Below are 26,441 nucleotides of genomic sequence, written 5' to 3'. Positions count from 1 at the left end.
GCTTGACCCGAAAAATTATCTCAGTCAAAATTGAACCAATGGAAACTGAGCGAAACACCTTTGACGTTCGGCTTGCGAAGCACGCGGCCCTGGCCGACGCTGCCCGGCTGCGGATCGTGGATCTGCTCACCTTGGGTGACTACTCGCCCAGCGAACTGCAGGCCGAGCTTCACATCCCCTCCAACCTGCTCTCCCACCACCTGCGCACCCTCGAGGTTGCAGGCCTGGTAGGGCGGCACCGCTCCGAAGCAGACAAGCGCCGCAGCTACCTCAGCCTCACCCCTGGCTCCCTGGATGGCCTCACTCCCGGTGTCGGGCATGCCGTGCGCCGGGTGTTGTTCGTGTGCACCCACAACAGTGCCCGCTCCCAACTGGCTACTGCCCTCTGGCGGCAGGCCAGCGATATCCCGGCCGCTTCCGCGGGCACTCGCCCCGCCGAACGCATCGCACCCGGGGCTGTTGAGATCGCGGCCAGGCACGGGCTGGACCTCGGTCGCCGCGCTCCGCAGCATCTGGATGACGTCGCCGACGGGCGCGACTTCATCATCACCGTCTGCGACAGTGCCCACGAAGAGCTCGCCGCCCCGCCAAGCAATATTCACTGGTCCGTTCCGGACCCCGTCCGGTCCGGCACCCCCGCCGCTTTCGAGCACGCCTACCAGGACATCACCCGCCGAATCAGCGACCTCGCCCCACGCTTGCACGCCGCCTGAACACCCACGCCAACTCCCCAAACGCCGGGGCCAAACCTCGCCTCATCTAAATATTGACAATCATCAATGTTTTGGGAAATACTCCCTACATCGACGAACATCAATATCTGGAGGGTGTGGGTTGCGGCCCCGAATAGCCAAGCCGAACAGCTCACCCAACCCAAACCCAGGAGAACTCCTTATGAGCACCGAAACCGTCAAGAAGCCGTCCGTTCTGTTCGTCTGCGTCCACAACGCCGGCCGGTCCCAGATGGCCGCAGCGTTCCTGACCACTCTGGCGCACGGCGCGATCGAGGTCCGCTCCGCCGGTTCCCAGCCTGCGGACAAGGTCAACCCCGCTGCCGTTGAGGCCATGGCCGAACTCGGCATCGACATGTCCGCCGAGATCCCTAAGGTCCTGACCACCGAGGCCGTGCAGGCCTCGGACGTTGTGATCACGATGGGCTGCGGGGACGAATGCCCGTACTTCCCCGGCAAGCGCTACGAGGACTGGGTCCTGGAAGACCCGGCAGGGCAGGGGGTGGAGGCGGTCCGTCCGATCCGGGACGAGATCAAGAGCCGCATCGAGAATCTGATCGCTTCCCTGATCCCAGCCGCCAAGTAACCCGGCCCTTTTAGTCTCTCTTTTAGGAGCAGTTTCGTGAGCACCGAACAACTGATCATCATCGGCTCCGGCCCTGCCGGGTACACCGCGGCCATTTACGCGGCCCGCGCCGGCCTCAAGCCTTTGGTCCTGGCCGGGTCCGTCACCGCCGGCGGGGCGCTGATGAACACCACTGAGGTGGAGAACTTCCCGGGCTTCCCAGACGGGATCCAAGGCCCCGAACTGATGGACGGTCTGCAGGAACAGGCTGAGAAGTTTGGTGCGCAGGTGGTGTTCGACGACGTCACCGAAGTTGATCTCACCGGTCACCTTAAGCGCGTGGTCACGGGCGCCGGCGAGACGCATGAGGCCCCGGCTGTCATCCTCGCAACTGGCTCGGCTTATAAGGAACTCGGCCTGGCCGAAGAGAAGAAACTGTCCGGTCACGGGGTGTCCTGGTGCGCCACCTGCGATGGGTTCTTCTTTAAGGACCAGGACATCATCGTCGTCGGGGGCGGGGACTCGGCCATGGAAGAAGCGACCTTCCTGACCCGCTTCGCCAAGTCCGTCACCGTCGTGGTCCGCAAGGACGAACTCCGGGCCTCCCGGATTATGGCCCAACGCGCCAAGGACAACCCCAAGATCAGTTTCGCCTTCAATTCCGCCATCACCGCCATCCACGGCGACACCAAGGTCACTGCTGTCACCTTGACTGACACCCGCACCGGAGCGACCCGGGAACAGGACACGACCGGGATCTTCGTCGCGATCGGGCACCTGCCCCGCACCGAACTGGTCACCGGACAGGTCGAGCTGGACGACGAGGGCTACATCAAGGTTGACTCACCCACAACGCTCACCAACCTCTCCGGTGTTTTCGCCTGCGGGGACGCCGTGGACCACCGCTACCGGCAGGCCATCACCGCTGCCGGCACAGGATGCGCGGCAGCATTGGACGCCGAACGCTACCTCGCCGCGCTGGAGGACGCAGACAGCATCGCCACCGCCCTGGTCGAAGAACCCACCCACGCCTAAGCGCACGATCAGGGGAGGGGGTGAACTGGATGCCCCGCCGGACCGGCAGGCACCCCGTAACCACCGCACCAACGGACACAGAGAACAGAGGACAGTCATGGATACAGCCACCAGTGCCCTTCCCGTCGCCGTGATCGGCGCCGGCCCGGTAGGGCTCGCCGCCGCGGCGCACCTGCTCGAACAGGGCCTGGACCCGGTCATCTTCGAATCGGGCCCCACCGCGGGCGCGGCGATCGAGCACTGGCGGCACATCCGGCTGTTCTCCCCCTGGCGGTTCAACACCGACGCCGCAGCCGTGCGGCTGCTCGAACCAGCCGGTTGGGAACACCCGCGACCCACCGCGCTGCCCTATGGCGGCGAACTCATAGACAACTACCTCACCCCGCTGGCCGCCACAGAACCGATCGCATCTCGCCTCCACACCAACGCGCGGGTCATTGCTGTCACCCGGCAGGGCCTGGACAAAACCCACAGCAAGAACCGGGACACCACCGCATTCACCGTCCGCGTCGACTACGGCAACGGGGAGATCCGGGACCACACCGTAGCCGCGGTCATCGACGCCTCAGGGACCTGGTCCACGCGCAACCCGCTGGGCACGTCCGGCCTGCCCGCCATCGGCGAAGAACAAGCCGGCACGCGGATCTCCTCGCCCCTGCCCGACGTCACCGGCCGGGACCGCGAAGCATTCGCCGGCCGCCGTGTGCTGGTTGTCGGTGCCGGCCACTCGGCGGCGAATACCCTGATTAACCTGGCCGACCTGGCCAAAACAGAGCCCGCCACCCGGATCCTCTGGGCCGTCCGCGGCGCGAGCGCTGAGAAGGTTTACGGTGGCGGTGACGCCGACGGGCTCCCGGCCCGCGGCCAGCTCGGCTCCCGGCTGCGCCGCCTTGTCGAGGCCGGAGCCATCGAACTGCATACCGGGTACGGGATCAGTACCATCAAAACCCTCAACACGGGAGTCACGGTTGAAGCCGTGGACGGCCGCACCCTCGAGGCCGACGTCATCGTCCCGTGCACCGGGTTCCGGCCCGATCTGGATGTCCTGCGTGAACTGCGCCTGGACCTGGACCCGGCCGTTGAAGCACCCACCGAGCTCGGCCCCCTCATCGACCCGGAATTCCACTCCTGCGGGACCGTCCCACCCCACGGCGCGAAGCTTCTCGCCCACCCGGAAAAGGACTTCTACATTGTCGGGATGAAGTCGTACGGCCGGGCCCCGACGTTCCTGCTTGCCACCGGCTACGAGCAGGTCCGCTCCGTCGCGGCCGCCCTTGCCGGAGACCACGAAGCCGCCGATACCGTCCATCTGGATCTGCCTGAAACCGGTGTTTGTTCCAGTGACACCGGCACCAGCTGCGACACCCCCGCCAACACGACCAAAGAGCAAGAGTCCCCAAGTGGTTGCTGCTCGGCACCGGAGCCGGCGTTCGTCGGGTTCCCGACCGGGCTGGCCCACGGGCGCTCGGGCCAGAACCAGCCCAATTAACGAGATGAAGTGACGGCCAGCCGGCCTTGAAGCCGGCGGCGGCTGGGGGGAGAGTCTCGGTCTCAGAAGACTCTGTCGCCGCCGGCTTCGTCATGGGCCGGACCGCCCTGCGGCGGCCGGAGCACCGGTTGTGGAGACCACCGATGCGGTGTTGCGAAGTGGAATTCCGGCGATGCTTGGGGCTTGTCCGGCCTTCCAAGAAACAGTTAACCGTCCGGCGGAACCGGGTACACCAGTAGTCGGTACTCGTTAAATCGGTGCCTCAAAGGGGCCCACTACTTGGTCCTACTCGTCGGCCGCAAAAACCTACCCGCCCCGCCCGTTCCTCGCGGCGTCCACGAACACCGCCAGGCCCAAGACACCAAGTGCAACTCCCAGTGAAGCCACAACATCGGTGAGCCAGTGATATCCCAGGTAGAGCCGGCTGTAGGCGACCAGCAGCGTCAGGACAGCGGCTGCGCCATACGCCAGGACCGCCGTCGTACGCGTTCCGGAACGGGAGCACAGCAGGTAGGCGAGGACGAACGCCAGTACCGAGGCGCCGAGGGTGTGGCCGGAGGGGAAGGACAGGGCGTCGTCGGGCCCAAGCAGGAAATCCGTGGAAGGCGGCCGGGAACGGGTCACTTCCAGTTTGACCACGGTGGCAAGCACCACTGAGACAACCATGGCGCCCAGCAGCACGGCAGGACGCCACAGCTCCCGTTTCCATACAGCCCAGACCACGGCAATCACTCCCGCGGCGATCGACGTGACCGTTGGCGACGTCAGTCCGGATACCGCCGCGAGGAAGCCGTTGATCAAGGGACTGCGCGAATCCACGACCAGCGTGTGGACTGTTCCGTCAAGGGTCGCAAGCCCGCTGGAGGACAGGACAGCGGCAAACATCAACCAGAAAATGGCATCTCCGGCCACGAACAGGGCACCGGCCCAAAGGAACAGCACACGCTGGCGCGGCCGCAAGGGAGGGCCGGGCCGGAATCGCGCCGGGGAACGCATTGATGACGCAGGGAGCATCGCTCCATTATCCACAGCGGACTTGGGCCTTCGCTGGGAGCGGGCGCGCAAGGCCCAAAGTCAGAGCCGCGGCAAAACCGAGCGCGCCTCTTCCGGATCCAGGCCGCTGGCTTCAAGCAGGTCCACCAGGAGCGGCCTGAACAGCATCACCACGGCCTCCCCCTCCAACCGCTGCACGTCGAGCATTTTCGGGTGCACGCGCGAGGCCACCATGGTCAGCTCGGTGCGGGCACGCCGCATGTGGGCCCGTCGGGCGCCGTCGTTCTGCTCCGCCAAACCGAGGGTCAACTCATCGATTGCCGCGGCGGTCTCCTGCAGGACTTCGGCGATGTTGTCGATAGCCTCATCGGAGAGCGCCGCGTGGTTGATCGCGCTGGTCAGCCTGCGGGCAAACACCCGGCTGTTACGCAGCGCGAGGTCAATGTACTCCAGGGAATGCTCCAGCCCCGCCAGTTCATCCCTGTGCCGTCGATGCGCGGGAGCGAGCGTTGCCACCTCGCCGGATGCCCGCAGCGTCTGCCGCATACGATCCACCAGCCCCTGGCAGTTGCGGCCGCGGATCAGCGCATGCCACGCGGCGGTGGAGTCACTGTCGATCATCGCCTTCGCGCAGTCGCGCAGGATTTCCGCGAGCTCGTCCAGGATCTTCCGGATGTCCTTCCGTGGCTCCCTGCGTGGGTCCTTCGGCATGAGGACGGTCACCAGGAGCGCGAACACTCCGCCCACCACTGCGTCCAGGCTGCGCGTGAACGGCCCGCCGGCCGGCGCCGGCAGCAGCACCACCAAGAGCGACTGCAGGCCCAGCTGGGTGGTGAAGATGGTGCCGCTGTCCAGGAACCTGGCCAGCAGGATGGAGAAAAGAAGTACGACGGCGGCCTGCCAGATTCCGGCGCCCAGCCAGTGGAGCAGGAGGTCGCCTACAACGATGCCGAGCGTGCAGCCCAAACCCACCTCGATCACGCGACGCAGGCGTGGATCGCGGGAGAACCCCAGCGCAATCAAGGATGACGTTGCGGCGAACAGGGGGCCTTGGTGGCCGAGGACGTATTCGGCAAACGCGTAAGCACCCACCGCGCACACAGTCATCTGGATGGCGGGCACCAGTGAGTTCCGGCTCCGTACCAGGCCGGTCCTCAGCCGGGTACGCACAAACCTCTTGCTTGCGGAGAGTCCCTTCGTGGCGGCCATGCCTTCCAGTCTATTTGCGGAAACGTGCCACCAACCTCAAGGTGGCACGCGCCACATAACCCAATGGTCCGCCGTCGTTCACTTTCCGTTCACTTTCCGCCACAGGTCCCGTTACCTGCGCTCCATACCTTCAGTTAAGGCACAAAAGGTCCACAGATCACCCGCGCCGAAATCTCCGTTCGGCAGCATCTGAAATCCCTGGAAGGGGCACATACAAGTGAAGGCAACTCACTTCGGCCGTACTGCGGCCATCGCGGTCATCGCAGCTGGCGCACTCGCGCTCACCGCTTGTGGTTCCGACAACGCAACCGGCACCTCCGCCGGCACGCAGTCCGCCGCATCCGGTACCAAGGTCACCGGCACCCTCACGGGCATCGGCGCCTCCTCCACCGGCGCTGCAATGGACGCCTGGAAGGCCGGTTTCTCCACTGCCAACCAGGGCGCCACCGTTCAGTACTCCCCGGATGGTTCCGGTGCAGGCCGCAAGGCCATCGTCGACGGTTCGGCCCAGTTCGCCGGTTCCGACGCCTACCTGAAGGATGAGGAGCTGGAGGCCTCCAAGGCCAAGTGCGGTCCCGACGGCGCAATCAACATCCCGGTGTACATCTCCCCGATCGCTGTTGCTTTCAACGTTCCGGGCGTCACCGAACTGAAGCTTGACGCCACCACCGTAGCCAAAATCTTCCGCGGCGAGATCACCAACTGGAACGATCCCGCTATTGCCGCCCTCAACGAAGGCGTCAGCCTGCCGGACCTCAAGGTCACCCCGGTCAACCGCTCTGACGACTCCGGCACCACCTCCAACTTCACCGACTACCTCGCAACTGCTGCTCCCGAGGTTTGGACGGATAAGGCTGCAGGCGTTTGGCCCGCATCCCTGAAGGGCGAGAACGCCAAGGGCACCTCCGGCGTCGTCAAGACCGTCACGGACACCCCCGGTGCCGTGACCTACGCTGATGACTCCGCCGTTTCCGGCAAGCTGGGCACCGCCTCCATCAAGGTTGGCGAAGAGTTCGTCAAGATCTCCGCTGAGGCCGCTGCCAAGGCTGTTGAAGCCGGCAAGCCCGTTGACGGCCGCGCCACCAACGACGTTGCCATCAAGCTGGACCGCAAGACCACGGTTTCCGGCGCTTACCCGGTAGTGCTCGTCTCCTACCACGTTGTGTGCACCACGTACGAAACCAAGGACGTGGCTGACCTGGTCAAGGCCTTCGAAAGCTACGTCGTCTCCGACGAGGGCCAGAAGACCGCAGCTGACGCCGCCAAGTCCGCACCGCTTTCCAAGGCGCTGCAGGACAAGGCCAAGGCCGCCATCGACACCATCAAGGCCAAGGCCTAAGGTTTCCCGGCGGGCTTGCCCGGACCGGCTGAACACTGAAGTTCCCTGTCCCGGATGCCGGTGGCCAGAAGCCACCGTTCCGGGGCAGGGAACTTAGCCATGCAAGACCAGTTCACTCCAGACTTAAGGATCGTGAAGTGACCACCAACTCCCTGACAACCTCCCAAGGCGCAGGACGCGCCGGGGACAAGGTTTTCTCCGGGGCCGCCTTGGCCGCAGGGTGCCTGATTCTCGCGGTTCTCTTCGGAGTCGCGCTGTTCCTGGTAGTCCAGGCCATCCCGGCACTCGTCGCCCCTCCGGAGGACATCCAAGGCGGACACGGCTTCTTTGCCTACATCGCCCCGATCGTGGTGGGTACGCTCATTGCCGCCGTGATCGCCCTCGTCATCGCCACGCCAGTGGCAATCGGCGTCGCGCTGTTCATCTCGCACTACGCTCCCCGCCGGCTTGCCGCAGGCCTGGGCTACGTGGTTGACCTCCTGGCCGCCATCCCGTCCGTTGTTTACGGTGCCTGGGGTGCAGCGTTCCTCGCCAAGGAAATCTCCCCGGCCTACGACTGGCTCGCCAACAACCTGGGCTGGATTCCGATCTTCCAGGGACCGGCCTCCGCCACCGGCAAGACCATCCTCACCGCAGGCATCGTCCTGTCCGTCATGGTCCTTCCCATCATCACGTCCCTGTCCCGCGAAATCTTCCTGCAGACCCCCAAGCTGCACGAGGAAGCCGCGCTGGCACTGGGAGCGACCCGCTGGGAAATGATCCGCATGGCCGTCTTCCCGTTCGGCCGCCCGGGCATCATCAGCGCGATCATGCTGGGCCTGGGCCGGGCGCTCGGCGAGACCATGGCCGTCGCGCTGGTGCTCTCCTCCGGCGCCCTGACTGCGAGCCTGATCCAGTCCGGCAACCAGACCATCGCCGCCGAAATCGCCCTGAACTTCCCGGAAGCAAGCGGCCTCAAGGTCAACACGCTGATCGCCGCAGGCCTGGTGCTGTTCGTCATCACCCTTGGCGTGAACATGATCGCCCGTTGGATCATCACCAAGCACAAAGAATTCTCGGGAGCCAACTAAATGACCGCCACAGTAGTCCGTAAGCGCTCCGCGCTCACCAAGGGCCAACTGCCGAAGTTCGCGCCCTACGTTGTCCTGGCCGTCGCGCTGATCGTTGGCGCGGCCATCCTGGCCTTGATCGGCTTCAACGCCTTCGGCTGGGGGCTTGTCTCCGCGATCCTCTTCACCGTCGGCCTGGTGGCGTGGAGCGGTGCCGTTGAAGGTGCCCGCAAAGCCAAGGACAAGCTGGCCACCTGCCTGGTGGTCGGGGCCTTCCTGGTGGCGCTCCTGCCCCTTGTTTCCGTGATTTGGACCGTCCTGGTTAACGGCATCCCCGGGCTTGTCACGCCGGGCTTCCTGAACACGTCAATGAACGGGGTCACCGGCGTCTACGACAACAAGGCAGTCGAGGAAGGCGGCGCGGTCTTCGGCGGTATCTACCATGCACTGCTGGGCACCGTACAGATCACGCTCCTGGCCACTGTCATTTCCGTGCCCGTCGGGCTCCTCACCGCCATCTACCTGGTGGAGTACGGTGCCGACCGTCCATTGGCCAAGGCGATCACCTTCTTCGTGGACGTCATGACCGGCATCCCGTCCATCGTGGCGGGCCTGTTTGCGGCTGCCTTCTTCTTCGCAGTCGTGGGCCCCGGCACCAAGACTGGTGCGGTGGCCGCCGTCGCGCTTTCAGTTCTGATGATTCCTGTGGTTGTCCGCTCCAGCGAGGAAATGCTCAAGATTGTCCCGAACGAGCTTCGCGAGGCTTCCTACGCGCTCGGCGTCCGGAAATGGCGCACCATCCTGAAGGTTGTTATTCCGACGGCGATCTCCGGCATTGCTTCCGGCGTCACCTTGGCAATCGCCCGCGTCATCGGCGAAACCGCGCCGATCCTGGTGACGGCCGGTTTCGCTACCAGCATCAACAACAACGTGTTCGGCGGCTGGATGGCCTCCCTGCCCACGTTCATTTACACGCAGATCCTGAACCCGACGTCGCCGTCCAACCCCGGCCCCTCGGACCAGCGTGCGTGGGGCGCGGCCCTGGTGCTGATCATCCTGGTGATGCTCCTGAACCTCGGAGCGCGCCTGATCGCCCGTCTCTTCGCTCCGAAAACAGGCCGCTGACCGGGCCCACGGCCCGTCCCGCCCCAAAACTTCCAGACCCCCAAGGAACAAAGGAACACCATGTCCAAGCGCATCGACGTCAAAGACTTGAATGTCTACTACGGCAACTTCCTGGCTGTTGAGGACGTCAACATCAACATCGAAGCCAAGTCCGTCACGGCCTTCATTGGCCCGTCCGGCTGCGGCAAATCCACCTTCCTCCGCACCCTGAACCGCATGCACGAGGTCCTTCCCGGCGCCCGTGTTGAGGGTGAGGTCCTGCTCGACGGCGATAACCTCTATGGCCCCGGCGTGGACCCCGTGACCGTGCGCACGCAGGTTGGCATGGTCTTCCAGCGCCCCAACCCGTTCCCCACCATGTCCATCCGTGACAACGTGCTGGCGGGCGTGAAGCTGAACAACAAGAAGATCTCCAAGGGCGCAGCCGACGCACTCGTGGAGAAGTCCCTGGTGGGCGCCAACCTGTGGAACGAGGTCAAGGACCGCCTGGACAAGCCCGGTTCCGGCCTTTCCGGCGGCCAGCAGCAGCGTCTCTGCATTGCCCGTGCCATTGCGGTGGAGCCACAGGTGATCCTGATGGATGAGCCTTGCTCTGCGCTGGACCCGATCTCCACCCTCGCCGTGGAGGACCTCATCAACGAGCTCAAGGACCAGTACACCGTGGTGATCGTGACCCACAACATGCAGCAGGCCGCCCGCGTTTCGGACAAGACGGCGTTCTTCAACATTGCCGGTACGGGCAAGCCGGGCAAGCTCATCGAGTTCGCGGACACCACCACCATCTTCAACAACCCGTCCCAGAAGGCCACCGAGGACTACGTGTCCGGCCGCTTCGGATAAGGGTTGTCCAGGCTCCGGTTTCCGTAGGGGACCGGCGGATCACGACGGCGGCCGTCGCCTTGGGGGTACGGCCGCCGTCGTCTTTTCCGTACCCGCCCCCGCACCCAACTAATACGAAAGTAGGGGTGGGTTAGGCTGCGGTGACCGGGGTGATCGTGACGTCGTAGCCGAGGTTGTTGAGTTGTTTGATGGCTTTGTTTTTCGCTCGGGTTGGGCTGATCCGGTTGTAGTGATCGGCGCCGGGGTCGTTGTAGATTTCGCCGTTCCGGAGCATGTGCCAGGCTGCGTTCAGGATCGAATGTTCGACAGCGACAAGGGCTTTGTTGCGTCCGGCGCGGGCTGTGATGCGCCGGTATTTCGCGGCGAGGTAGGTGTTCTTTGATCGTGTGGCGGACATGGCCGCGGTGCCGAGGGCTGCTTTGAGGTACTTGTTGCCGGGCAGGATGTGCGCTGATTTGATGTGGCCTGCGGATTCGTTCGCTCCGGGACACACACCTGCCCAGGATGCGAGCCGGGCCGGTGTGTCAAACACGGTCATGTTCGCGCCGGTTTCGGCGATGATCACTTCGGCGACTCGTTGGGAGACTCCGGGGATGGTGGCCAGGGCTTCCCTGGCGTCACGAAAGGGTTTCATCGCCTCCTCAATGTGTTGGGTGAGGGCCTCGATGGTACGGGTGTGGGCATCGATCTGGTCCAGATGCAGTCTGGCCATGAACGCGTGGTGGGGCCGGAACCGGCCGGTGAGCGCGTCAACCAGTGCCGGGATTTTCGAGCGCAGTGTTCCGCGGGCCATGCCGGCAAGGACTTCGGGGTTACGTTCGCCACGGATCAGGGCTTCGAGCATGTCTCGTGAGGAGACCCCGGTCAGATCCGAGACGACCGAGGAGAGTTTGATCCCGGAGCCTTCGAGGAACTTTTCCAACCTTTGGATTTCCCGGACCCGGTCCCGGGCAGCGATGGCCCTGGCCCGGGTAAGGTCCCTAAGGTCACGGATGGGCTCGGGAGGCACGAACGAGGCACGCAGCAGCCCGTAAGCGCCCATCCGGGCCAGCCAGGCGGCGTCCTTGACATCGGTTTTGTGGCCCGGGAGGTTCTTGGCGGATTTCGCGTTGACCAGCATCACCGGGACGGTCTCCTCGAGCAGGTAGTAGAACGGTTTCCAGTAATCGCTGGTCGCCTCCATCACCACCGTGTCCACACGGGCTTGCTCGAGGTACTCTCGCAGTTCCAGGACCTGTCCGGTGGTCGCAGCCCACGTCGTGACCTTGGATGTGTAGGTCCCGGGCCGGGCACCCGGAACCCGCACGCACAGCTTCGCGTCGCGCTTGGAAATATCCAGGCCAGCGGCACGCTCGTGAACGACATCCAGATCCTTTTCAATCTCCATGATGCTTCCTCCCAACCTCTCGTATGGCTGTTTCGCATCTACCGTGGGGAGGACTGGAAAATAATCAGGAATCTAACACCCGTGCTCGAAGCAACAATCCATGGCTCCCATGGAAATCCTCCACGCCACGCTAGGTCACGGACTCCGGGTACCAAGTTGGGTCGGCGTTCACCGCGGCAGACACTCCCATGATCATCCCCTCACCACTGAGTTGCCAGAGCCCACGGCGAGCAGGACGCACACTTTCCCCACTCCATGGGGCGCCGACGGCGCGGAACCGCTAGGTCGCAGTAGTGCGCGTTTTGACCGCTCTAAACGCGCGGAACTGCGACCTACTTGGACAGGGTCGCGAGGGGGGACAGCGCCAGTTCCAGGACGAAAGCGACGGCGGCCGTCACCACCGGCGTGAGCACCCAGAACAGGAGAATCCTCCGGACCAGCCGGCGGTTGGTCACATGGAACCGTTGATTGGTGCCCGCGCCCAGCGCCGAAGCCGTCAACGTGTGGGTGGTGGAGAGCGGAAACTGCAGGCCGATCGCGCCCACGAACAGCATCACCGACGTCAGCGTCTGGGCAACGAAGCCGCGTAACGGATCGATCCGGATCATTCTGTACCCGAGGTTGTGCGAAATACGCCAGCCCCCAAAAAGCGTGCCCCCGGTCAACATGACGGCGGTGAGCAGGAGGATCCAGAAAGGTACGCTTCCCCCGGATTCCAGTCCGGCCGCCACCAGCGCCAGGAGGAGCACCGCCGTCGTGCGTTGGCCGTCCTGCAGGCCGTGCCCGAACGCAACCGCCGCCGAGGACACTGCCTGGGCCCGGCGGAAACGCCGGTTGATGACGTCCGGCTGGGCATACCGCGCAGCCCACGTGACGGGCCAGACCAGCAAGTACGCGGCGACGAAAGCCACCACCGGGGAGACCACCAAAGGCAGGACCACCTGGGTCAGCAGGACCGAATCCACGCCGTCCACAAAGTTTCCGCCCACCAGGACGCTCGCGCCACCCGCCCCGATCAGCCCGCCCATGAGGGAGTTGGTGGAGGAAAGCGGTATGCCCCGCCACCACGAGTACACGCCCCACAGGATCGCCGCAGACAGTGCGGAGGCAAGCATGGTCAGCCCGCCCGTCCCGGAGGGCAGCGTGATCCACGATTGCGTGAAGGCAAGCACGAAGCCGCCGCTCAGCATCGCACCAACAAAGTTGAAGATGACCGCCAGCAGCACGGCAACAGAGGGCGTCAGGGCGCGGGTCCGCGTGGACAGTGCGACGGCGTTGGAGACATCGCGGAAACCGTTGAGGAACGCGAATCCCGCGGCCAACCCCACCACCAGGACCAGGACGGCAGTGGTCACGTCAGGATTCCTTGACGATGATGCTGCCTACCTGGGTGGCAATCCTGCGCATGTCCTTGGTGACCTCCACCAATTGGTTGGCGATGTCCCTGTTCCGGGCGTACTGGGCGGACTTCATGTCCTGCAGCATCTCCGCCACCCATATGCGGTGCGTCCGCTCCGCGCGTTTGGCGAGCCGCAGTATCTCGATCCAGTAGTCCTCGAGCTCGTCGAGGTCCTCAAGCTTGCGCATGGCATCGACGGTGAGCTCGGCTTGGCGGCTGATGATCTCCAGTTGGTCCGCCGCGCGCTTTGGCAAGCGGTCCAGTTTGTACAGGGCCACCAGTTCGCCTGCCGCATCCAGCTTTTCCATGGCCTCGTTCAGGAACCGGGACAGGGTATACATGTCTTCGCGGGGGAGCGGATTGACGAAGCTCGTGCGCATGTGTGTCAGGAGGGCAAAGTGCAGGTCCAGGGACTTCGACTCGTGCTCGTGCAGTTCCTCGCTGAGCCGTTCATGTTCGCTGGCCGGAGCGCCGAGGATTGCGGACAGCGTCCCGGTGGCAGCCACGATCACGCCGGCCATCTGCGCGAGCAGGGCAAGTCCGGCGGGCTCTTGGGGAAAAAGACGCAGCTTCATGACGCTTCCGGTTCGGGGCGGATGGGGAGTGGGCTGCTCGACGTGATGCTGCCCTTTCCGTCACAACTTTACCGGCAGCGGCAGGCCGGTCGACGGCAGGACGGGGCGAACGTGGGAAGTTCTCCCCATGGAAAGCCCACTTACTTTTATGAAAGGCTGAGGGCGCCATTCAATAAATCAACTCAATGGGGGAATTGTGCGTATCAACAATGTAGTGAAGTTCACCGGTGTTGCGCTCGCCGGCCTGCTCGCGCTGACTGCCTGCGGTTCCAACGAAAGCACGACGGCGGCCGGTTCCGAGTCGTCGCCGTCCTCCTCTGCGTCGGCTTCTTCGTCAGCCTCGCCGTCGTCGTCCTCCTCGGCATCCGAATCCGGGAACGCCGGCACCTCCTCCGGCGCTTACAAAGCTGCCTCCTGGGCCCTGCCCATCACTGATGCCGGCCAGAAGCTGGGCAGCATCAAGGGCGAGAGCTTCAACGTGGACATCTTCCAGGTGGCTACCGACGTTGCCAGCAAGGACAGCATGTTCGTGGACAAGGAAACCAAGGAGAACCTGCTCAAGAAGGGCGATCCCGTGGTGTATCTGAACTACGTGGTGACCAACACTTCGTCCGCTGAGATTCCGCTGAGCCACTCCTTGGTCTCGCCGAGCGCAAAGTACACGGACTGGAAGTACCTCGGCGGCATGCCCTCCGATTCCAGCAGCGACCAGTTCGAAAAGCACGGGCTCACCAGCCGCGGAACCAAGCTCAAGGAAGAGGCTCCCTTCAAGCTGGGCCCGGGTGAGTCTTTCAACATCGCCGAAAACTTCGCCTACACCGCAGGCAAGGAAGCGGAAGTGAAGGCAACGCTGACGCCGCAGGGTGCCGACGGCAAGCTCGACCACGACAAGAAGGAACAGGCCGAAACGACCATCACCCTGAAGTAGGGCATAAAAATGGTGCCGAACCGGATACGCCTCTCGGCGGTAGGCCGCTCGAAGCGGCTATAAGTTGAAGCCCGGGGGTTTCGCGGTTCGACACCAGTTTCAGTGTTCTACGTCGTGGAAGCTAAGTCAACATTGACAGTTAAGGCCGGAAGTGGGTAACTTCCGGCCTTTCTGTTGCCTGCGTTTGGGTGGGTGCGGAGGGTTAGTCCAACTCGCCCAGGCGCCACGCGTTCGCGGCATGCTCAAGGTCTTCGGCGGTTTTCACCAGCTGGTGCGAGTTCCGCGTGAGCTTGCTGGCGTGGCCCTCGTTGGCGTGTTCGGCGCCGTCGGCGAGTGTCGCCTGGCCGAGTGCCACAACCCGGCAGAAGGCCGCCGAACGTTCCAGCGCGACGTCGAAATCGCCGTCGAAAGCTCCTGAGAGGATGGCGTCCGCCATGGTCTTCATCTCGTCGGCGCCCGGTGGCTCAGCGGCTCCTGCCACCACATTGGAGACCTGTGCGGTGTCGCGGCCTGCACGGAAGTAGACGGAGATCCGCTCCGGGTTCTGGATGGTGGCTGCGCGGAGTGCGTAGAGCCGCCACAGTGCGCCGGGAAGCGAGCGGGCAGGGCTCTCGGCCCACATCTCGGCGATGGCGTCCAGGCCTTGTTCGTCAGCGAGCTTCACCAAGCGACGGGTGACCGTGGGATCATCGCTGTCCCTGCCGCGCCGGACCAGTGCCTGGGCCGCCAGGTGGGCAGCCTCGGAGACCCTGGCCGGGTCCGCGCCGCCCGCAAACGGCTCAAAGTCGATGGGGGCGAAGGGCTTCGGCTTATGGTGCCGGTTCGCTCCGCCGTACGCACGTGATCCTGGCTGTTCGCTCATGTGTTCACCGTACTCCTGTGCCCTGACGGGGTCGAGTAACGGTTCTCCCGGCCGGAACGCCTTCAGACGGTGTGCCGTCACGACCCACTTTGCCGCCGTCGGCCGCCGACACGCCGCTGTGGCTGCGCTCCGCCGTCGTTAGCTGCCCAAAGGGGGTCGTAGCCGCACGCGGGTTACTGCGTTCTACTGCCCCGCAAACAGTGAGGTACAGTATTCATGGCTGTTTCTACAGCTGGAGGGCCTTTAGCTCAGTTGGTAGAGCATCGGACTTTTAATCCGTGGGTCGTGGGTTCGAGCCCCACAGGGCCCACTCTTTTAGCGAAGAGTGGAAAACCCCCGGAACCATACGGTTCCGGGGGTTTCTTTGTGGCCCATCAGGCGATGGCTTGGGAGCCGTCCTGGAAGATCGGATACAGCGAAAGCGGCGTAACCGTTGCGACGGCGGCAGGTTCCGCAGCCGGCGCAGGTGCGGGAGGCAGCCCGTCGCGGATGATGTCCAGCGATTCCACGTCCAGGAGCCGCCGGTTGCCGCCGTCGTCCTGGAGCCAGAACAACCCGGTTCCGGAAATCGTCTTGACCACGGTTCCGCGATGGTAGAGCCGGCCGTTGTGCCAGGCCTCGATGTGTTCGCCCTCGGTCAGCGGATGCGGTTCCTCATCGCTGCCCGGCAGCGTGCCGAAGGCCTGGGCCAAACTGGCTTGAGTCTTCAAAGCTTGGAACAGGTCTGTATGTGCGATGCCCATGGTCGCTCCCCTCAGCTGGCTTCTTTGGCTATGAAGCCAGCCTCCCGCATCCATGTTGCAGGCTCATTGCGGGGTGATGTTCTGCGTGTGAAGATGCGGGGTCAGGGGAGAACCGGAGTCGTAGCCGGCGGGTCAAAATCGATGGCAAAGGGAGCGCGAAGCGCGAAGGGGCCATCCGATAGTTCGTTGGCGGCCGCCGCAAGGACGTCCCGCTGGAAGGTCGGCACGGACAACAAGCCCTTCACGTAGGCTTCGACTTCCACTACCCCCAGCATCCCGCCGATGCTTACGTAGTGGAGCCATAACGACTCAGTACTGATGTGTCCTGCTGTCAGTACTTCTTGGAGCCCCCGACTCTGCTCTGGTTCGTTGCGGTCGAAGCCCATGTCCTGTGGCCTTTGCTTAGCCGGCTGCCCGAGGATCGCTAGACTCCCGAGCATTTCTACCAGACTATCCCTTGTGCCCTCCAAGACCTATAGTTACCGGCTCCAAGACCTATAGTTACCGCTGCGGATATGCCAACGACGGCGGACGCGTGCCGGTGGGGCGCGCGTCGACCGTCGTGGGTGGCGGAGTTAGCCGTTGATGGGTGTTGGTGGTTGTTCGCCGCCCAGGACGGCGAGGGTGTTGGTGGCGGCGAGGACTGCCATGGCGGTGCGGGTTTCGACGGTTGCGGAGCCGAGGTGCGGGACGAGGGCTACGTTTTCCAACTCGAGGAGCCAGGGGTGGACCTTGGGTTCTTGTTCGAAGACGTCCAGTCCGGCGCCGGCGATCTGGTTTTCGCGCAGGGCCAGGGCGAGGGCGGCTTCGTCGATGATGGGTCCGCGGGCGGTGTTGACCAGGTAGGCGGTGTCCTTCATGGCAGCGAGTTGTTCGGCGCCGATCAGGTGATGGGTGTTCGGCCCGTAGGGGCAGTGGAGGGAAACGACGTCGGACACGGCCAGGAGCTCGTCGAGTTCCACGCGGCGGGCGCCGAGTTCATCGGCGATCGCGGGGTCGATTTCGCTGCGGGATTGGTAGACGATCTCCATGCCGAAGGCCTTGGCGCGACGTGCGGTGGCGATACCGATGCCGCCCATGCCGACGATGCCGAGGGTTTTGCCTTGCAGGCTGGATCCGAGGAGGAAGAACATGCCCCATTTCCAGGGCTGTCCGGCGCGGATGAGCCGTTCGCCCTCGCCGAGCCTGCGGGTGGCCATGAGGATGAGCCCGAACGCGATGTCGGCGGTGGCTTCGGTGAGCACGCCGGGGGTGTTCGTGGCGATGATCCCGCGTTCTGTGCAGGCCGGGACGTCGATGTTGTCGTAGCCTACGGCGACGTTGGAGACGACCTTCAGTTGGGGCCCGGCGGCGTCGAGCAGTTCAGCATCGACGCGTTCGGTGAGGAGGCTGACGATCGCGTCGGCTCCGGCCACGCGGCGGAGGAGTTCCTCGCGGCTGATGGACCCTTCGCTTTCCCAGGCGATGACGTCGTGGTTGGCGCGGAGGTTTTCGAGGGCGGTTTCGGGGATGCGTCCCGTGACGACGACGCGGCTCATGCGTTCTCGATCCATTCACGCAGCCGGCCCAGGCCTTCTTCGATGGCGGGGGTTTCGATGCCGGAGTAGGCCAGGCGGATGTATTGGCGGTCTTCGCCGGGCAGGCGCCGGCCGAAGTGTTCACGGGTGCAGAAGGACACGCCGGTTTTGTAGAGGGCGTCGGAGGCGAAGTCGCCGACGGCGGTGTACCCGAGTTTCTGCATGGCCTCGGTGACATCCGGGAACAGGTAGAACGTGGATTGCGGAACAGCCACGCTCATGCCGGGGATGCTGTTGACGATCCCGCAGGCAGCATCGCGGCGGCCCTTGAGAATGTCCAGCATGTTCTGGACCGGTTCCTGCGGGCCGCGGAGCGCTTCGATGCCGGCCCACTGCACGTAGTGGGTGGTGCAGGATTCATCGTTGGTGTTCAGGGTGGACAGAACCTGCGCGATGTCGCGCGGGGCCACGGCACAGCCCAGGCGTGAACCGGTCATGGCGAACTTCTTGGAGAACGTGTACAGGATCACTGTGCGCTCGGCCATGCCCGGGATGGAGGTAATCGAGGAAGAGACGCCTTCGTACCGGGTTTCGAAGTAGGCCTCGTCGGAGAGGACCCACAGGTCGTGCTCGATCGCGATCTGTGCGATTGCTTCGCGCTCGGCCGCAGTGGACTCGGCGGAAATGGGGTTCTGCAGGTCGTTGTAGATGATCGCGGTGGTGTTCGGGGTGATTGAGGCCCGGACCTGGTCCAGGTCGATCGCGAAACCATTGGACGTGGGCACGTAGCGGTAAGGCACGGCGGTGCCGCCAAGGTATTCGATCTGGGATTCGTAGATCGGGAAACCGGGGTTGGGGTAGAGGACTTCCTCGCCCGGGTTCATCACGGCCTGGAGGAACTTGGTGATCACGGGCTTGCCGCCGGTCATGACCACCACGTTTTCGGGAGAGAATTCGATGCTGCGGCGGGATCCGATGTCTTCGGCCAACGCTTCGCGCAGCTGGGGTATGCCGGGGCCGGGGCAGTAGCCGGTGTATCCATCGGCAATGGCCTTGTTCATCGCCTCAATAATGTGCGGGGCGGTGGGGATGTTGATGTCGCCAAGGTGGAAGGGGTAAACGAGGTTGCCCTTCGCCTTCCAAGCGGCGGCTGCCTGCGCAACGCTGAAAGCAGTTTCAGTGCCCAGGCGCTCAAGCCGGCGTGCGAGTTTCTGCATGTGCTGGTAACTCCTCATCGAGCTGATCAAAGCGGTAGCTTGAAGTACGCAACTAATATATTAGAGATGTATTAGCCTGTCTACGGTTTTCGGGAACCGAGGCCGTTGTCCGGGAGCTGGGCCCCCGACGCCGCTGAGCATCCGACCCCCGCCTGAGACATTCTGGAAATACAGCTGAAACCTCCGCTCCCTAGGCTGGCAATCAACCCGTCCGGATGATGCCGAAGGCAGAGGAAACCCATGCATCTTTTACCGCGTGAGCAGGAGAAGTTCATGATCGTGATCGCCGCCGATCTCGCCCGGCGCAGGCAGGCCCGGGGGCTGAAGCTGAACTATCCGGAGGCAATCGCCATCATCAGCTACGAACTGGTCGAGGGTGCCCGCGATGGCAGGACCGTGGCAGAACTCATGAGCTACGGAACCACCCTGCTCGGCCGCGAAGACGTGATGGAAGGCGTGCCGGAGATGATCCACGACGTCCAGGTGGAGGCCACGTTTCCCGACGGAACCAAGCTCGTCACCGTCCACAACCCCATCCGCTAGGAGGCTGCCATGATTCCCGGAGAGTACCGGCTTCAGGAGGGTGTGGTCGCGTGCAACAGCGGACGCGAGTCGATCGCCGTCGACGTCGTGAACCGCGGCGACCGCCCGGTCCAGGTTGGTTCGCACTATCACTTCGCCGAAGCCAACAGCGCCCTTGAGTTCGATCGGGAGGCAGCCTACGGCCGTCGCCTCGACATCCCGGCGGGCACCGCCGCGCGGTTCGAGCCGGGGGACCGGAAGACGGTCCGGTTGATCCTCCTTGCAGGCACGCGGCAGGTCTTCGGACTCAGCAACGCCGTGAATGGAAGGCTCGACGGCGGCGCGCCGGCACCGGCCGACGTCACCGGGGAGGCTGCCCAGTGAGCTTCGAGATTCCTCGCCGGCAATACGCAGAGTTGTACGGCCCCACCACCGGCGACGCGATCCGCTTGGCCGACACGGAGCTGTTCCTGGAAATCGAGAAAGACTTCACGGCCTACGGCGAAGAAGTGGTCTTCGGCGGCGGCAAGGTGATCCGCGACGGCATGGGCCAAAACGGGCAGTTGACCCGCTCGGAAGACATTCCGGACACCGTCATCACCAACGTGGTCGTTGTGGACTACAGCGGCATCTACAAAGCTGATGTGGCCCTTAAAGACGGCCACATCTTCAGAATCGGCAAGGCCGGTAATCCGCAGATCACCGACGGCGTGGACATAGTTATTGGATCAAGCACGGAGATCATCGCCGGGGAGCGGAAGATCCTCACTGCGGGAGGCATCGACACCCATATCCACTTCATCTCTCCGGAACAGGTGCCCGCAGCACTCTGCAACGGCATCACTACTATGGTGGGCGGTGGAACGGGTCCGGCCGAGGGCACCAAGGCGACCACCGTTACGCCCGGGGCATGGCACATCTCACGCATGCTCCAAGCGGCTGAAGGCCTCCCCGTCAACATCGGCCTGTTCGGCAAGGGCCACGCATCCGCCGTCGAGCCACTCGCGGAGCAGATCCGCGCCGGTGCCGTCGGACTGAAAGTCCATGAAGACTGGGGCTCAACCACCTCCTCGATTGACATGTCCCTGCGCGTCGCCGACGAATTCGACGTCCAGGTTGCCATTCACACCGACACGCTCAATGAGTGCGGCTTTGTGGAAGACACCATCCGGGCGATCAATGGCCGGGTCATCCACACCTTCCACACCGAAGGCGCCGGCGGCGGGCATGCGCCGGACATCATCAAGATCGCCGGGATGCCGAACGTGCTTCCAGCCTCCACCAACCCGACTCTTCCGTACACGCGGAACACGGTGGAAGAGCACCTGGACATGCTGATGGTGTGCCATCACCTCAACCCTGACATTCCGGAAGATGTGGCGTTCGCGGACTCCCGCATCCGTGCTGAAACCATCGCCGCAGAGGATGTCCTGCACGATCTTGGCATCTTCTCCATCACCTCGTCCGATTCCCAAGCCATGGGACGCGTCGGCGAAGTGGTGACCCGTACATGGCAAGTAGCCGATGCCATGAAGAGGCAGCGTGGCGTGCTGCGGGATCCGTCCGGAGCCGCCCACGGATCCCCGGACAGCGATAACTTCCGGATCAAAAGGTACGTTGCCAAATACACCATCAACCCGGCCATCGCACAGGGCATGGCGGACGTGGTCGGCTCGGTGGAGACCGGTAAGTTTGCCGACCTGGTGTTGTGGGATCCGGCCTTCTTCGGGGTAAAGCCCGAACTGGTGATCAAGGGAGGCCAGATTGCCTATGCGCTCATGGGCGACTCCAATGCTTCCATCCCCACGCCCCAGCCGCGCACCATGCGGCCCATGTTCGCGGCCCATGGAAAAGCGCTTTGGCAGACGTCCATTACGTTCCTGTCCAAAGCCGCGATCCAAGCCGGTGTTCCGGAAGAACTGGGACTCGAGCGGATCATCAAACCCGTATCCGGCATCCGCACGCTGAGCAAAGCGGACCTGAAATTCAACGGCGAAACTCCGGACATCGCCGTCGACCCCGAAACCTATACCGTCACCGTTGACGGCCAGGAAATCACCTCCGAACCCTCCGACGTGCTGCCCATGGCCCAGCGGTACTTCCTCTTCTAGGACTCACATGATCATTGAAGAAATCCTTGGCAACCTCCACGAGCTGCCCCGGGACGCTTATGTGGGCCGCCACATAGAGCGGGTGGTCCTCCCCGGCCCGTTGCTGGTGAAACGCATCCAACGCGTCACCACCGACCACGGCAAGGAGCTGGGAATCCGGCTCCCCTCCGGCTCCGGCCACCTTCGCGACGGCGACATCCTCGCTGCTGACGACGCCAACCTGATTGTCGTCTCCGTGCTTCCCACCGACGTCCTGGTGATCGCCCCCGGTACCATCCATGAAATGGGCGTCGTGGCGCATTCCCTCGGCAACAGGCACCTGCAGGCGCAGTTCTTCGATGCCGCCTCTGAATACCAGGCCGACGTCATGGTGTGCCAGTATGACCACACGGTGGAGGACTACCTCAAGCACGTGGGCGTGCCCTATCAGAGGCAGGAACGGGTGATGCCGGTGCCATTCCGCCATGCCGAACACACGCACTGACTACCAGCTGGCCCTCCAGCAACTCACGGATTCCGCCTTGCCTACAGGGGCGTTCGCACACTCCCTGGGTTTTGAGGGGTACATCGAACGCGGGATAGTGCGCGATCACCATACCTTCAGCATCTGGCTCCATGCCTTCCTGGCCCAGCAGCTCACCTACTCCGACGGGCTCGCCATCCGGTTCCTGTACGAGGGCGCCGGCCTTGAGGACTTGGACGCCAGGCTCTCCGCCTGCCTCCTGGCCCGGGAAGTCCGGGAGGCTTCGCTGAAGATGGGTGGCCGGCTATTGGATATCGGGGCGGAAGTGTTTCCGTCCGCCGAACTTTCCGGGTACCGCAACCAGGTGCGGGAGGGAACAGCGGCGGGGCATCAACCCCTGGCATTCGCCGTCGTCGCGCGTTCACTGGGGGTTCCCCTTCCGGAAGCGCTCGCCGCCTACTTCTTCGCCGCCATCACCTCCCTGACGCAAAACGCCGTCCGCGCGGTTCCGCTCGGCCAGAACGCCGGGCAGCGCGTCCTCCGAAACGCGCACGACGCCGCTGCTGCCGCCGTCCAGGATGTAGCACGGCTGTGCTGGGACGACTTTGGGGCGGTTGCCCCGGGCCTGGAAATTTCACAAATGCGGCACGAGCGGCAGCGTGCCCGCATGTTCATGAGCTAAACCAAGGAGGACACATGACAGAGCCCATGATCATCGGCGTCGGCGGACCCGTCGGAGCAGGAAAGACCCAGCTCGTGGAACGCATCACCCGCCACATGAGCGGTGACATCTCCATGGCCGCCATCACCAACGACATATACACCATCGAAGACGCCAAGATCCTGGCGGCAAACGGCGTCCTGCCTGAAGACCGCATCATCGGCGTCGAAACCGGAGGATGCCCGCACACCGCCATCCGCGAAGACACCTCCATGAACACAGCCGCCATCAAGGAACTCAAAGCCCGGCATCCTGACCTGCAGGTGATCTTCGTGGAATCCGGCGGTGACAACCTCTCCGCCACGTTCAGCCCGGAACTCGTGGACTTCTCCATCTACATCATCGACGTGGCCCAAGGCGAGAAGATCCCCAGGAAAGCCGGCCAAGGCATGATCAAGTCCGACCTCTTTGTCATCAACAAGACGGATTTGGCGCCGCACGTCGGGGCGGACCTGGCTGTCATGGAGCGGGATTCGAAGGAGTTCCGCGGGAACAAGCCCTTCTGCTTCACCAACCTCAAAACCGACCAAGGGCTTGAAGAAGTCCTTGGCTGGATCAAGCGGGACGTCCTGATGCTCGACTTGGCGTCGTGAGCAGCGCCAGCAGCGGCGTGGCGGCTTCCCCGGATCGCCCCGTGCGGGGGCGGTTGGAGCTTGGCATCACTATGAGGGCCGGCAGGTCCGTTGCCGGGCATCAATTCCATGAGGGCGCATTGAGGGTGTTGCGGCCGCACTATCTTGATGGAACCGGGCAGGTTTGCTATGTCATGGTCAATCCCGGCGGGGCCTATTTGGGCGCTGATCTGTTCGTCATCGACGTGGAGGTCGGGGACGGGGCTGCGTTGTTGGTGACCACGCAATCGGCCACCAAGATTTACCGGACACCGCGTTCCTTTGCAGAGCAGCGCATGACCATACGGCTGGGGGAGGGCGCCAGGTTGGAGATGGTTCCCGACCAGCTCATCGCCTACAGGGAGGCCCGCTACAGGCAGGTTTCGCGCGCCAGTCTCCACCCGTCGTCGAGCCTTGTCATGGCGGAAGTCATCACTCCCGGGTGGTCGCCGGACGGAGCGTCCTTCACGTTCCGGGAGCTGGGGCTTCGGAACGAGATCCACGTGGAGACGGACGGCGGCCCCCAGCTCCTGGTCCTTGACAACCTCGTGATCCGGCCGCCATTGGACGATGTGACAGGCGTGGGCTTCATGGAGGGATTCAGCCATGTGGGCTCCCTCGTGGTGGTGGACCCGCGCGTGGACCAAGCGCTCACGGATGAGTTGGACCGAATTGCCCGTGACTACAGTGCGCATTCGGGTGTTTCATTGACCCAGAGCGTGGGCGGGACATGCGGGCTTGTCCTGCGTTCGCTGTCGAACAGCACCGGGGAACTCAACGGTCTGCTCAACGCCTGTATCGGATTCCTCAGGGGACGCTGGTATGGGCAAGAACCGTTGAATCTAAGGAAGTACTGATGACGACCCTCGCCGGGTTTGCCGCCCTGTACCGGGACCGTGAAACGCTGTCCCTCCGCACCCGGCTCTTTTTCACCTTCGGCGCGGTGGGCGCCTTGCATCTTGCCGCCGTCGTACTTCTGCTGGTGGGCACCACCGGCGGCGCCGAAGCTCTGGCACTTGGCCTGGTGGTCACGGCGTACGTTGCCGGCGTCAAACACAGCTACGACTGGGACCACATTGCTGCGATCGACAACTCCACGCGGAAGTTCGTTGCGCAATGCAAAGACCCGGTGAGCGTCGGATTCGCCTTTAGCCTGGGGCACAGTTCGGTGGTGGTATTGGCCGGGATGCTGGTGGTCCTGGGCGTTACGGTGATCGGACAGTTCATGGAGGGTGGCACCGCAGGGAACAAGATCCTTGGATTGATCGGAAGCGGCGTTGCTGGGCTGTTCCTGTTGATCATGGGGTTGTTCAACGGCTCGGCGTTCATCCGTGCAGCGCAGTTGTACAGGGAGGTCCAAGCAGGCGGCGAGGTCCAAGCCGAGGATCTGGAGACGAAAGGCTTCGTTGCGAGGCTGCTCGCCAAGCCGCTCGCCAGAGTGGAAAGACCGCGGAACATCTACGTCATTGGCTTCCTCTTCGGCCTGGGGTTCGACACCGCCACGACCATCGGGCTCCTGGTCATCACCACCACAGCCTCGCTGGCCGGAGTCTCACCCCTTGCACTCATGGCGCTTCCCCTCGCGTTCACTGCAGCCATGACCCTCTGCGACTCAGCCAACGGCGTGGTCATGATGAAGATGTACGTGTCGGCCATTCACGATCCCCAACGGAAGCTCGGGTTCAACGCCGTTATTACCGGCATTTCCGCGGTCTCGGCGCTGTTTATCTCCGTCATCACGTTGGGTGGGTTCCTGAACGAGGCGTTTGAGCTGGAAGACCCCCTGACATCGTGGCTCGGTGGGATAGACCTCGGTGACGCCGGACTGATCCTGGTTGGGCTCTTCGTGGTGGCGTGGGCTGTGACCGCATTGCATGGCCGGTTTGCGCGTTCTGCTCCGCCGCAATAGGCCCGCACGCGTCCCTGCGAACAAATTCTTGAGGGTGTTGTAATTTCTTGCCCCTTCCCGGAAACAACATGTACGAGCAGCAGATCTGCTCACTCTGCCCCGGGGGAAGGAACCCAGAATGAAGCACCACCGCTCCGAAATTGCCAAGTTCGTGACGCTCGCATCGCTTGCCCTGTCACTCACGCTCACCGGATGTTCGTCCGCTGAACCGGAGGCCGCCGGGAACACTGAAACCACGGGTTCGGCGTCGGAAGAGCGTGCCGTGGAGCCAACGGCATCGGTGCCCTCGGATGACGCAGTAGCGGCGATCACCCCGGCCGGCAATGAGGATCAGGACGCAGGACCCGTGGTTGCTCCGGTCGCTGTGGTTCCGGCGACGGCGCCCGCCGTCGTACCCGTTGCGCCGGCGCCAGTCGCGCCGGCACCCGCCGTGGTGCCGCGCGTCGTCGTGCCCGTTGCGCCGGCGCCAGTCGCGCCGGCACCAGTTGCGCCGGCACCCGCCGTGGTGCCGCCCGTCGTCGCGGAACCCGCAGCGCCGTCGACCCCGGACGCCTCGCAGAGCAGCACCTTTACCTTTCCCGACGGGCACATCTCATTCGACGTTCCGGCCGGCTGGAGTGTGAAGGTTGAGCAGGATTCCTACAACGAACTTGCCAACCTCCCCGGCGGCAAGGAGAACGCCCTCGTAGCAAAGATCTACAACGCGATCGGATACGAAGTGGCGAGCATCAGCAGTGGAGGCACGGGTGGCCTCGTGGGCGGCCCCGTCAACCGGACCATCATCGACTCCCAGGAACTGACGTCCTTCGATAGCCGCGACGGCGCCTCTTACTTCGCCTTCGTCAGGGACGAGTACCCTTTCCCAGAGTCGCCGGTCCGTTACTACATGGGCGTAGTGGCCGGCTTCTTCATGACTGAGGGCCCTGACAGCACCTCGGTCAACAGCTTCCTGATCATGGATAACGGAGCCGCGACCGCCGTTGCCCACGTGGACGTCTTCGTGTCGCCGGAAAACGCCCGGGAGTGGATGGAGACGGAGCAGTACACCAATCTCCGTTCAATGCTGACAAGCCTGCGGTACGCGGCCTAAGCACTGCGGCT

Annotated in this window: 28 protein-coding genes and 1 tRNA gene; 19 read left to right on the top strand and 10 right to left on the bottom strand. The window is 63.8% G+C overall.

Going from position 1 to position 26,441, the window contains the following annotated elements; translation table 11 throughout:
• Positions 1-38 precede the first annotated feature (38 nt).
• The 4 genes from HMI59_RS20155 (at position 39) to HMI59_RS20140 (ending at position 3,820) form a co-directional block, all read left to right on the top strand.
• Complete coding sequence (locus HMI59_RS20155) at positions 39-713, top strand: ArsR family transcriptional regulator (protein WP_193592344.1); 675 nt, start codon at positions 39-41, stop codon at positions 711-713.
• Between the two features lie 181 nt (positions 714-894).
• Positions 895-1,317, top strand: coding sequence for an arsenate reductase ArsC (locus tag HMI59_RS20150; RefSeq protein ID WP_193592343.1), 423 nt, complete (start codon positions 895-897; stop codon positions 1,315-1,317).
• Between the two features lie 36 nt (positions 1,318-1,353).
• Complete coding sequence (trxB, locus tag HMI59_RS20145; protein ID WP_193592342.1) at positions 1,354-2,331, top strand: thioredoxin-disulfide reductase; 978 nt, start codon at positions 1,354-1,356, stop codon at positions 2,329-2,331.
• Between the two features lie 97 nt (positions 2,332-2,428).
• Positions 2,429-3,820 carry an NAD(P)-binding domain-containing protein gene (locus HMI59_RS20140; RefSeq protein WP_193592341.1) on the top strand — a complete coding sequence of 464 codons (1,392 nt, stop codon included), beginning with the start codon at positions 2,429-2,431 and terminating at the stop codon, positions 3,818-3,820.
• 306 nt (positions 3,821-4,126) lie between these two features.
• Here HMI59_RS20140 and HMI59_RS20135 read toward each other — a convergent pair whose 3' ends face one another.
• Together HMI59_RS20135 and HMI59_RS20130 are read right to left on the bottom strand one after the other, a co-directional pair.
• Entirely contained in the window at positions 4,127-4,834 is a 708-nt protein-coding gene (locus tag HMI59_RS20135; protein ID WP_193592340.1) for a phosphatase PAP2 family protein, read from the bottom strand.
• Between the two features lie 60 nt (positions 4,835-4,894).
• The gene (locus HMI59_RS20130; protein WP_193592339.1) at positions 4,895-6,022 is read right to left on the bottom strand and encodes an aromatic acid exporter family protein; all 1,128 of its coding nucleotides are present in this window, start codon (positions 6,020-6,022) and stop codon (positions 4,895-4,897) included.
• A gap of 217 nt (positions 6,023-6,239) precedes the next feature.
• Here HMI59_RS20130 and pstS point away from each other — a divergent pair, with 217 nt between their 5' ends.
• The 4 genes from pstS (at position 6,240) to pstB (ending at position 10,375) form a co-directional block, all read left to right on the top strand.
• Entirely contained in the window at positions 6,240-7,361 is a 1,122-nt protein-coding gene (pstS, locus tag HMI59_RS20125; protein WP_193592338.1) for a phosphate ABC transporter substrate-binding protein PstS, read from the top strand.
• A 137-nt stretch (positions 7,362-7,498) separates the two neighbouring features.
• Positions 7,499-8,431, top strand: coding sequence for a phosphate ABC transporter permease subunit PstC (gene pstC / locus HMI59_RS20120; RefSeq protein ID WP_166184849.1), 933 nt, complete (start codon positions 7,499-7,501; stop codon positions 8,429-8,431).
• On the top strand, positions 8,432-9,535 hold the full coding sequence (gene pstA, locus HMI59_RS20115; RefSeq protein ID WP_166184852.1) for a phosphate ABC transporter permease PstA: 1,104 nt from the start codon (positions 8,432-8,434) through the stop codon (positions 9,533-9,535).
• Between the two features lie 60 nt (positions 9,536-9,595).
• Complete coding sequence (gene pstB / locus HMI59_RS20110) at positions 9,596-10,375, top strand: phosphate ABC transporter ATP-binding protein PstB (protein WP_021471317.1); 780 nt, start codon at positions 9,596-9,598, stop codon at positions 10,373-10,375.
• Positions 10,376-10,505: 130 nt separating this feature from the next.
• Here the strand turns inward: pstB and HMI59_RS20105 are convergent, their stop codons facing one another.
• The 3 genes from HMI59_RS20105 to HMI59_RS20095 all read right to left on the bottom strand — a co-directional run bounded on the left by HMI59_RS20105 (position 10,506) and on the right by HMI59_RS20095 (position 13,736).
• Positions 10,506-11,744 carry an IS110 family transposase gene (locus tag HMI59_RS20105; protein ID WP_193593840.1) on the bottom strand — a complete coding sequence of 413 codons (1,239 nt, stop codon included), beginning with the start codon at positions 11,742-11,744 and terminating at the stop codon, positions 10,506-10,508.
• A gap of 350 nt (positions 11,745-12,094) precedes the next feature.
• Positions 12,095-13,117: an inorganic phosphate transporter gene (locus HMI59_RS20100; RefSeq protein WP_193592337.1), complete on the bottom strand. Its 1,023-nt coding sequence runs from the start codon at positions 13,115-13,117 to the stop codon at positions 12,095-12,097.
• A gap of 1 nt (position 13,118) precedes the next feature.
• A complete protein-coding gene (locus HMI59_RS20095; protein ID WP_193592336.1) occupies positions 13,119-13,736 on the bottom strand; it encodes a DUF47 domain-containing protein in 618 nt (205 codons plus the stop codon).
• Between the two features lie 196 nt (positions 13,737-13,932).
• Here HMI59_RS20095 and HMI59_RS20090 point away from each other — a divergent pair, with 196 nt between their 5' ends.
• Positions 13,933-14,664: a hypothetical protein gene (locus tag HMI59_RS20090; protein ID WP_193592335.1), complete on the top strand. Its 732-nt coding sequence runs from the start codon at positions 13,933-13,935 to the stop codon at positions 14,662-14,664.
• 202 nt (positions 14,665-14,866) lie between these two features.
• On the opposite strand, the gene HMI59_RS20085 is transcribed toward HMI59_RS20090, so the two are convergent.
• A complete protein-coding gene (locus tag HMI59_RS20085; RefSeq protein ID WP_021471313.1) occupies positions 14,867-15,526 on the bottom strand; it encodes a hypothetical protein in 660 nt (219 codons plus the stop codon).
• Between the two features lie 237 nt (positions 15,527-15,763).
• Between HMI59_RS20085 and HMI59_RS20080 the strand changes: the two genes are divergently transcribed.
• Positions 15,764-15,836: transfer RNA gene (locus HMI59_RS20080), tRNA-Lys, on the top strand.
• 64 nt (positions 15,837-15,900) lie between these two features.
• On the opposite strand, the gene HMI59_RS20075 is transcribed toward HMI59_RS20080, so the two are convergent.
• The 4 genes from HMI59_RS20075 to HMI59_RS20060 form a co-directional block, all read right to left on the bottom strand.
• Entirely contained in the window at positions 15,901-16,269 is a 369-nt protein-coding gene (locus HMI59_RS20075) for a hypothetical protein (RefSeq protein WP_193592334.1), read from the bottom strand.
• Between the two features lie 101 nt (positions 16,270-16,370).
• Positions 16,371-16,709 (bottom strand): hypothetical protein, encoded by a 339-nt coding sequence (locus HMI59_RS20070; RefSeq protein WP_227471468.1) that lies wholly within the window; start codon positions 16,707-16,709, stop codon positions 16,371-16,373.
• 135 nt (positions 16,710-16,844) lie between these two features.
• Positions 16,845-17,807 (bottom strand): D-glycerate dehydrogenase, encoded by a 963-nt coding sequence (locus HMI59_RS20065; protein WP_021471310.1) that lies wholly within the window; start codon positions 17,805-17,807, stop codon positions 16,845-16,847.
• Positions 17,804-19,003 carry a pyridoxal phosphate-dependent aminotransferase gene (locus tag HMI59_RS20060; protein WP_193592333.1) on the bottom strand — a complete coding sequence of 400 codons (1,200 nt, stop codon included), beginning with the start codon at positions 19,001-19,003 and terminating at the stop codon, positions 17,804-17,806. The genes HMI59_RS20065 and HMI59_RS20060 overlap by 4 nt, the downstream gene beginning before the upstream one ends.
• Before the next feature lie 240 nt (positions 19,004-19,243).
• On the opposite strand from HMI59_RS20060, the gene HMI59_RS20055 reads away from it, so the two are divergent.
• The 9 genes from HMI59_RS20055 (at position 19,244) to HMI59_RS20015 (ending at position 26,430) form a co-directional block, all read left to right on the top strand.
• Entirely contained in the window at positions 19,244-19,546 is a 303-nt protein-coding gene (locus HMI59_RS20055) for an urease subunit gamma (RefSeq protein WP_193592332.1), read from the top strand.
• A gap of 9 nt (positions 19,547-19,555) precedes the next feature.
• Complete coding sequence (locus HMI59_RS20050) at positions 19,556-19,909, top strand: urease subunit beta (RefSeq protein WP_193592331.1); 354 nt, start codon at positions 19,556-19,558, stop codon at positions 19,907-19,909.
• On the top strand, positions 19,906-21,636 hold the full coding sequence (ureC, locus tag HMI59_RS20045) for an urease subunit alpha (RefSeq protein ID WP_166184868.1): 1,731 nt from the start codon (positions 19,906-19,908) through the stop codon (positions 21,634-21,636). The genes HMI59_RS20050 and ureC overlap by 4 nt, the downstream gene beginning before the upstream one ends.
• Positions 21,637-21,643: 7 nt before the next feature.
• Positions 21,644-22,120: an urease accessory protein UreE gene (ureE, locus tag HMI59_RS20040; protein ID WP_193592330.1), complete on the top strand. Its 477-nt coding sequence runs from the start codon at positions 21,644-21,646 to the stop codon at positions 22,118-22,120.
• Positions 22,101-22,781, top strand: coding sequence for an urease accessory protein UreF (locus HMI59_RS20035; protein WP_193592329.1), 681 nt, complete (start codon positions 22,101-22,103; stop codon positions 22,779-22,781). Before ureE ends, HMI59_RS20035 begins: the two co-directional genes overlap by 20 nt.
• Positions 22,782-22,795: 14 nt before the next feature.
• On the top strand, positions 22,796-23,413 hold the full coding sequence (gene ureG, locus HMI59_RS20030; RefSeq protein ID WP_193592328.1) for an urease accessory protein UreG: 618 nt from the start codon (positions 22,796-22,798) through the stop codon (positions 23,411-23,413).
• The gene (locus tag HMI59_RS20025) at positions 23,410-24,288 is read left to right on the top strand and encodes an urease accessory protein UreD (RefSeq protein ID WP_370583546.1); all 879 of its coding nucleotides are present in this window, start codon (positions 23,410-23,412) and stop codon (positions 24,286-24,288) included. Before ureG ends, HMI59_RS20025 begins: the two co-directional genes overlap by 4 nt.
• Positions 24,288-25,340: a HoxN/HupN/NixA family nickel/cobalt transporter gene (locus HMI59_RS20020; protein ID WP_193592327.1), complete on the top strand. Its 1,053-nt coding sequence runs from the start codon at positions 24,288-24,290 to the stop codon at positions 25,338-25,340. The genes HMI59_RS20025 and HMI59_RS20020 overlap by 1 nt, the downstream gene beginning before the upstream one ends.
• Positions 25,341-25,458: 118 nt before the next feature.
• The gene (locus HMI59_RS20015) at positions 25,459-26,430 is read left to right on the top strand and encodes a hypothetical protein (RefSeq protein WP_193592326.1); all 972 of its coding nucleotides are present in this window, start codon (positions 25,459-25,461) and stop codon (positions 26,428-26,430) included.
• Positions 26,431-26,441: the final 11 nt, after the last annotated feature.

This window comes from Paenarthrobacter sp. YJN-5 (assembly GCF_015040095.1).
Taxonomy (GTDB): domain Bacteria; phylum Actinomycetota; class Actinomycetes; order Actinomycetales; family Micrococcaceae; genus Arthrobacter; species Arthrobacter ureafaciens.
The sequence above is the reverse complement of the archived record's forward strand: the minus strand, read 5'-3'. Positions and strand labels throughout refer to the sequence as shown.

Excerpts from the sequence above, each read along its gene's own strand:
- HMI59_RS20035 (WP_193592329.1), top strand. The coding sequence starts at position 22,101 with ATGCCGAACACACGCACTGACTACCAGCTGGCCCTCCAGCAACTCACG.
- HMI59_RS20130 (WP_193592339.1), bottom strand. The coding sequence starts at position 6,022 with ATGGCCGCCACGAAGGGACTCTCCGCAAGCAAGAGGTTTGTGCGTACC.
- ureE (WP_193592330.1), top strand. The coding sequence starts at position 21,644 with ATGATCATTGAAGAAATCCTTGGCAACCTCCACGAGCTGCCCCGGGAC.
- HMI59_RS20155 (WP_193592344.1), top strand. The coding sequence starts at position 39 with ATGGAAACTGAGCGAAACACCTTTGACGTTCGGCTTGCGAAGCACGCG.
- HMI59_RS20085 (WP_021471313.1), bottom strand. The coding sequence starts at position 15,526 with ATGAGCGAACAGCCAGGATCACGTGCGTACGGCGGAGCGAACCGGCAC.
- HMI59_RS20150 (WP_193592343.1), top strand. The coding sequence starts at position 895 with ATGAGCACCGAAACCGTCAAGAAGCCGTCCGTTCTGTTCGTCTGCGTC.
- HMI59_RS20020 (WP_193592327.1), top strand. The coding sequence starts at position 24,288 with ATGACGACCCTCGCCGGGTTTGCCGCCCTGTACCGGGACCGTGAAACG.
- HMI59_RS20095 (WP_193592336.1), bottom strand. The coding sequence starts at position 13,736 with ATGAAGCTGCGTCTTTTTCCCCAAGAGCCCGCCGGACTTGCCCTGCTC.
- HMI59_RS20135 (WP_193592340.1), bottom strand. The coding sequence starts at position 4,834 with ATGCTCCCTGCGTCATCAATGCGTTCCCCGGCGCGATTCCGGCCCGGC.
- ureG (WP_193592328.1), top strand. The coding sequence starts at position 22,796 with ATGACAGAGCCCATGATCATCGGCGTCGGCGGACCCGTCGGAGCAGGA.
- HMI59_RS20055 (WP_193592332.1), top strand. The coding sequence starts at position 19,244 with ATGCATCTTTTACCGCGTGAGCAGGAGAAGTTCATGATCGTGATCGCC.
- HMI59_RS20050 (WP_193592331.1), top strand. The coding sequence starts at position 19,556 with ATGATTCCCGGAGAGTACCGGCTTCAGGAGGGTGTGGTCGCGTGCAAC.
- HMI59_RS20140 (WP_193592341.1), top strand. The coding sequence starts at position 2,429 with ATGGATACAGCCACCAGTGCCCTTCCCGTCGCCGTGATCGGCGCCGGC.
- HMI59_RS20065 (WP_021471310.1), bottom strand. The coding sequence starts at position 17,807 with ATGAGCCGCGTCGTCGTCACGGGACGCATCCCCGAAACCGCCCTCGAA.
- pstA (WP_166184852.1), top strand. The coding sequence starts at position 8,432 with ATGACCGCCACAGTAGTCCGTAAGCGCTCCGCGCTCACCAAGGGCCAA.
- HMI59_RS20060 (WP_193592333.1), bottom strand. The coding sequence starts at position 19,003 with ATGCAGAAACTCGCACGCCGGCTTGAGCGCCTGGGCACTGAAACTGCT.
- pstB (WP_021471317.1), top strand. The coding sequence starts at position 9,596 with ATGTCCAAGCGCATCGACGTCAAAGACTTGAATGTCTACTACGGCAAC.
- HMI59_RS20075 (WP_193592334.1), bottom strand. The coding sequence starts at position 16,269 with ATGGGCATCGCACATACAGACCTGTTCCAAGCTTTGAAGACTCAAGCC.
- HMI59_RS20070 (WP_227471468.1), bottom strand. The coding sequence starts at position 16,709 with ATGCTCGGGAGTCTAGCGATCCTCGGGCAGCCGGCTAAGCAAAGGCCA.
- HMI59_RS20015 (WP_193592326.1), top strand. The coding sequence starts at position 25,459 with ATGAAGCACCACCGCTCCGAAATTGCCAAGTTCGTGACGCTCGCATCG.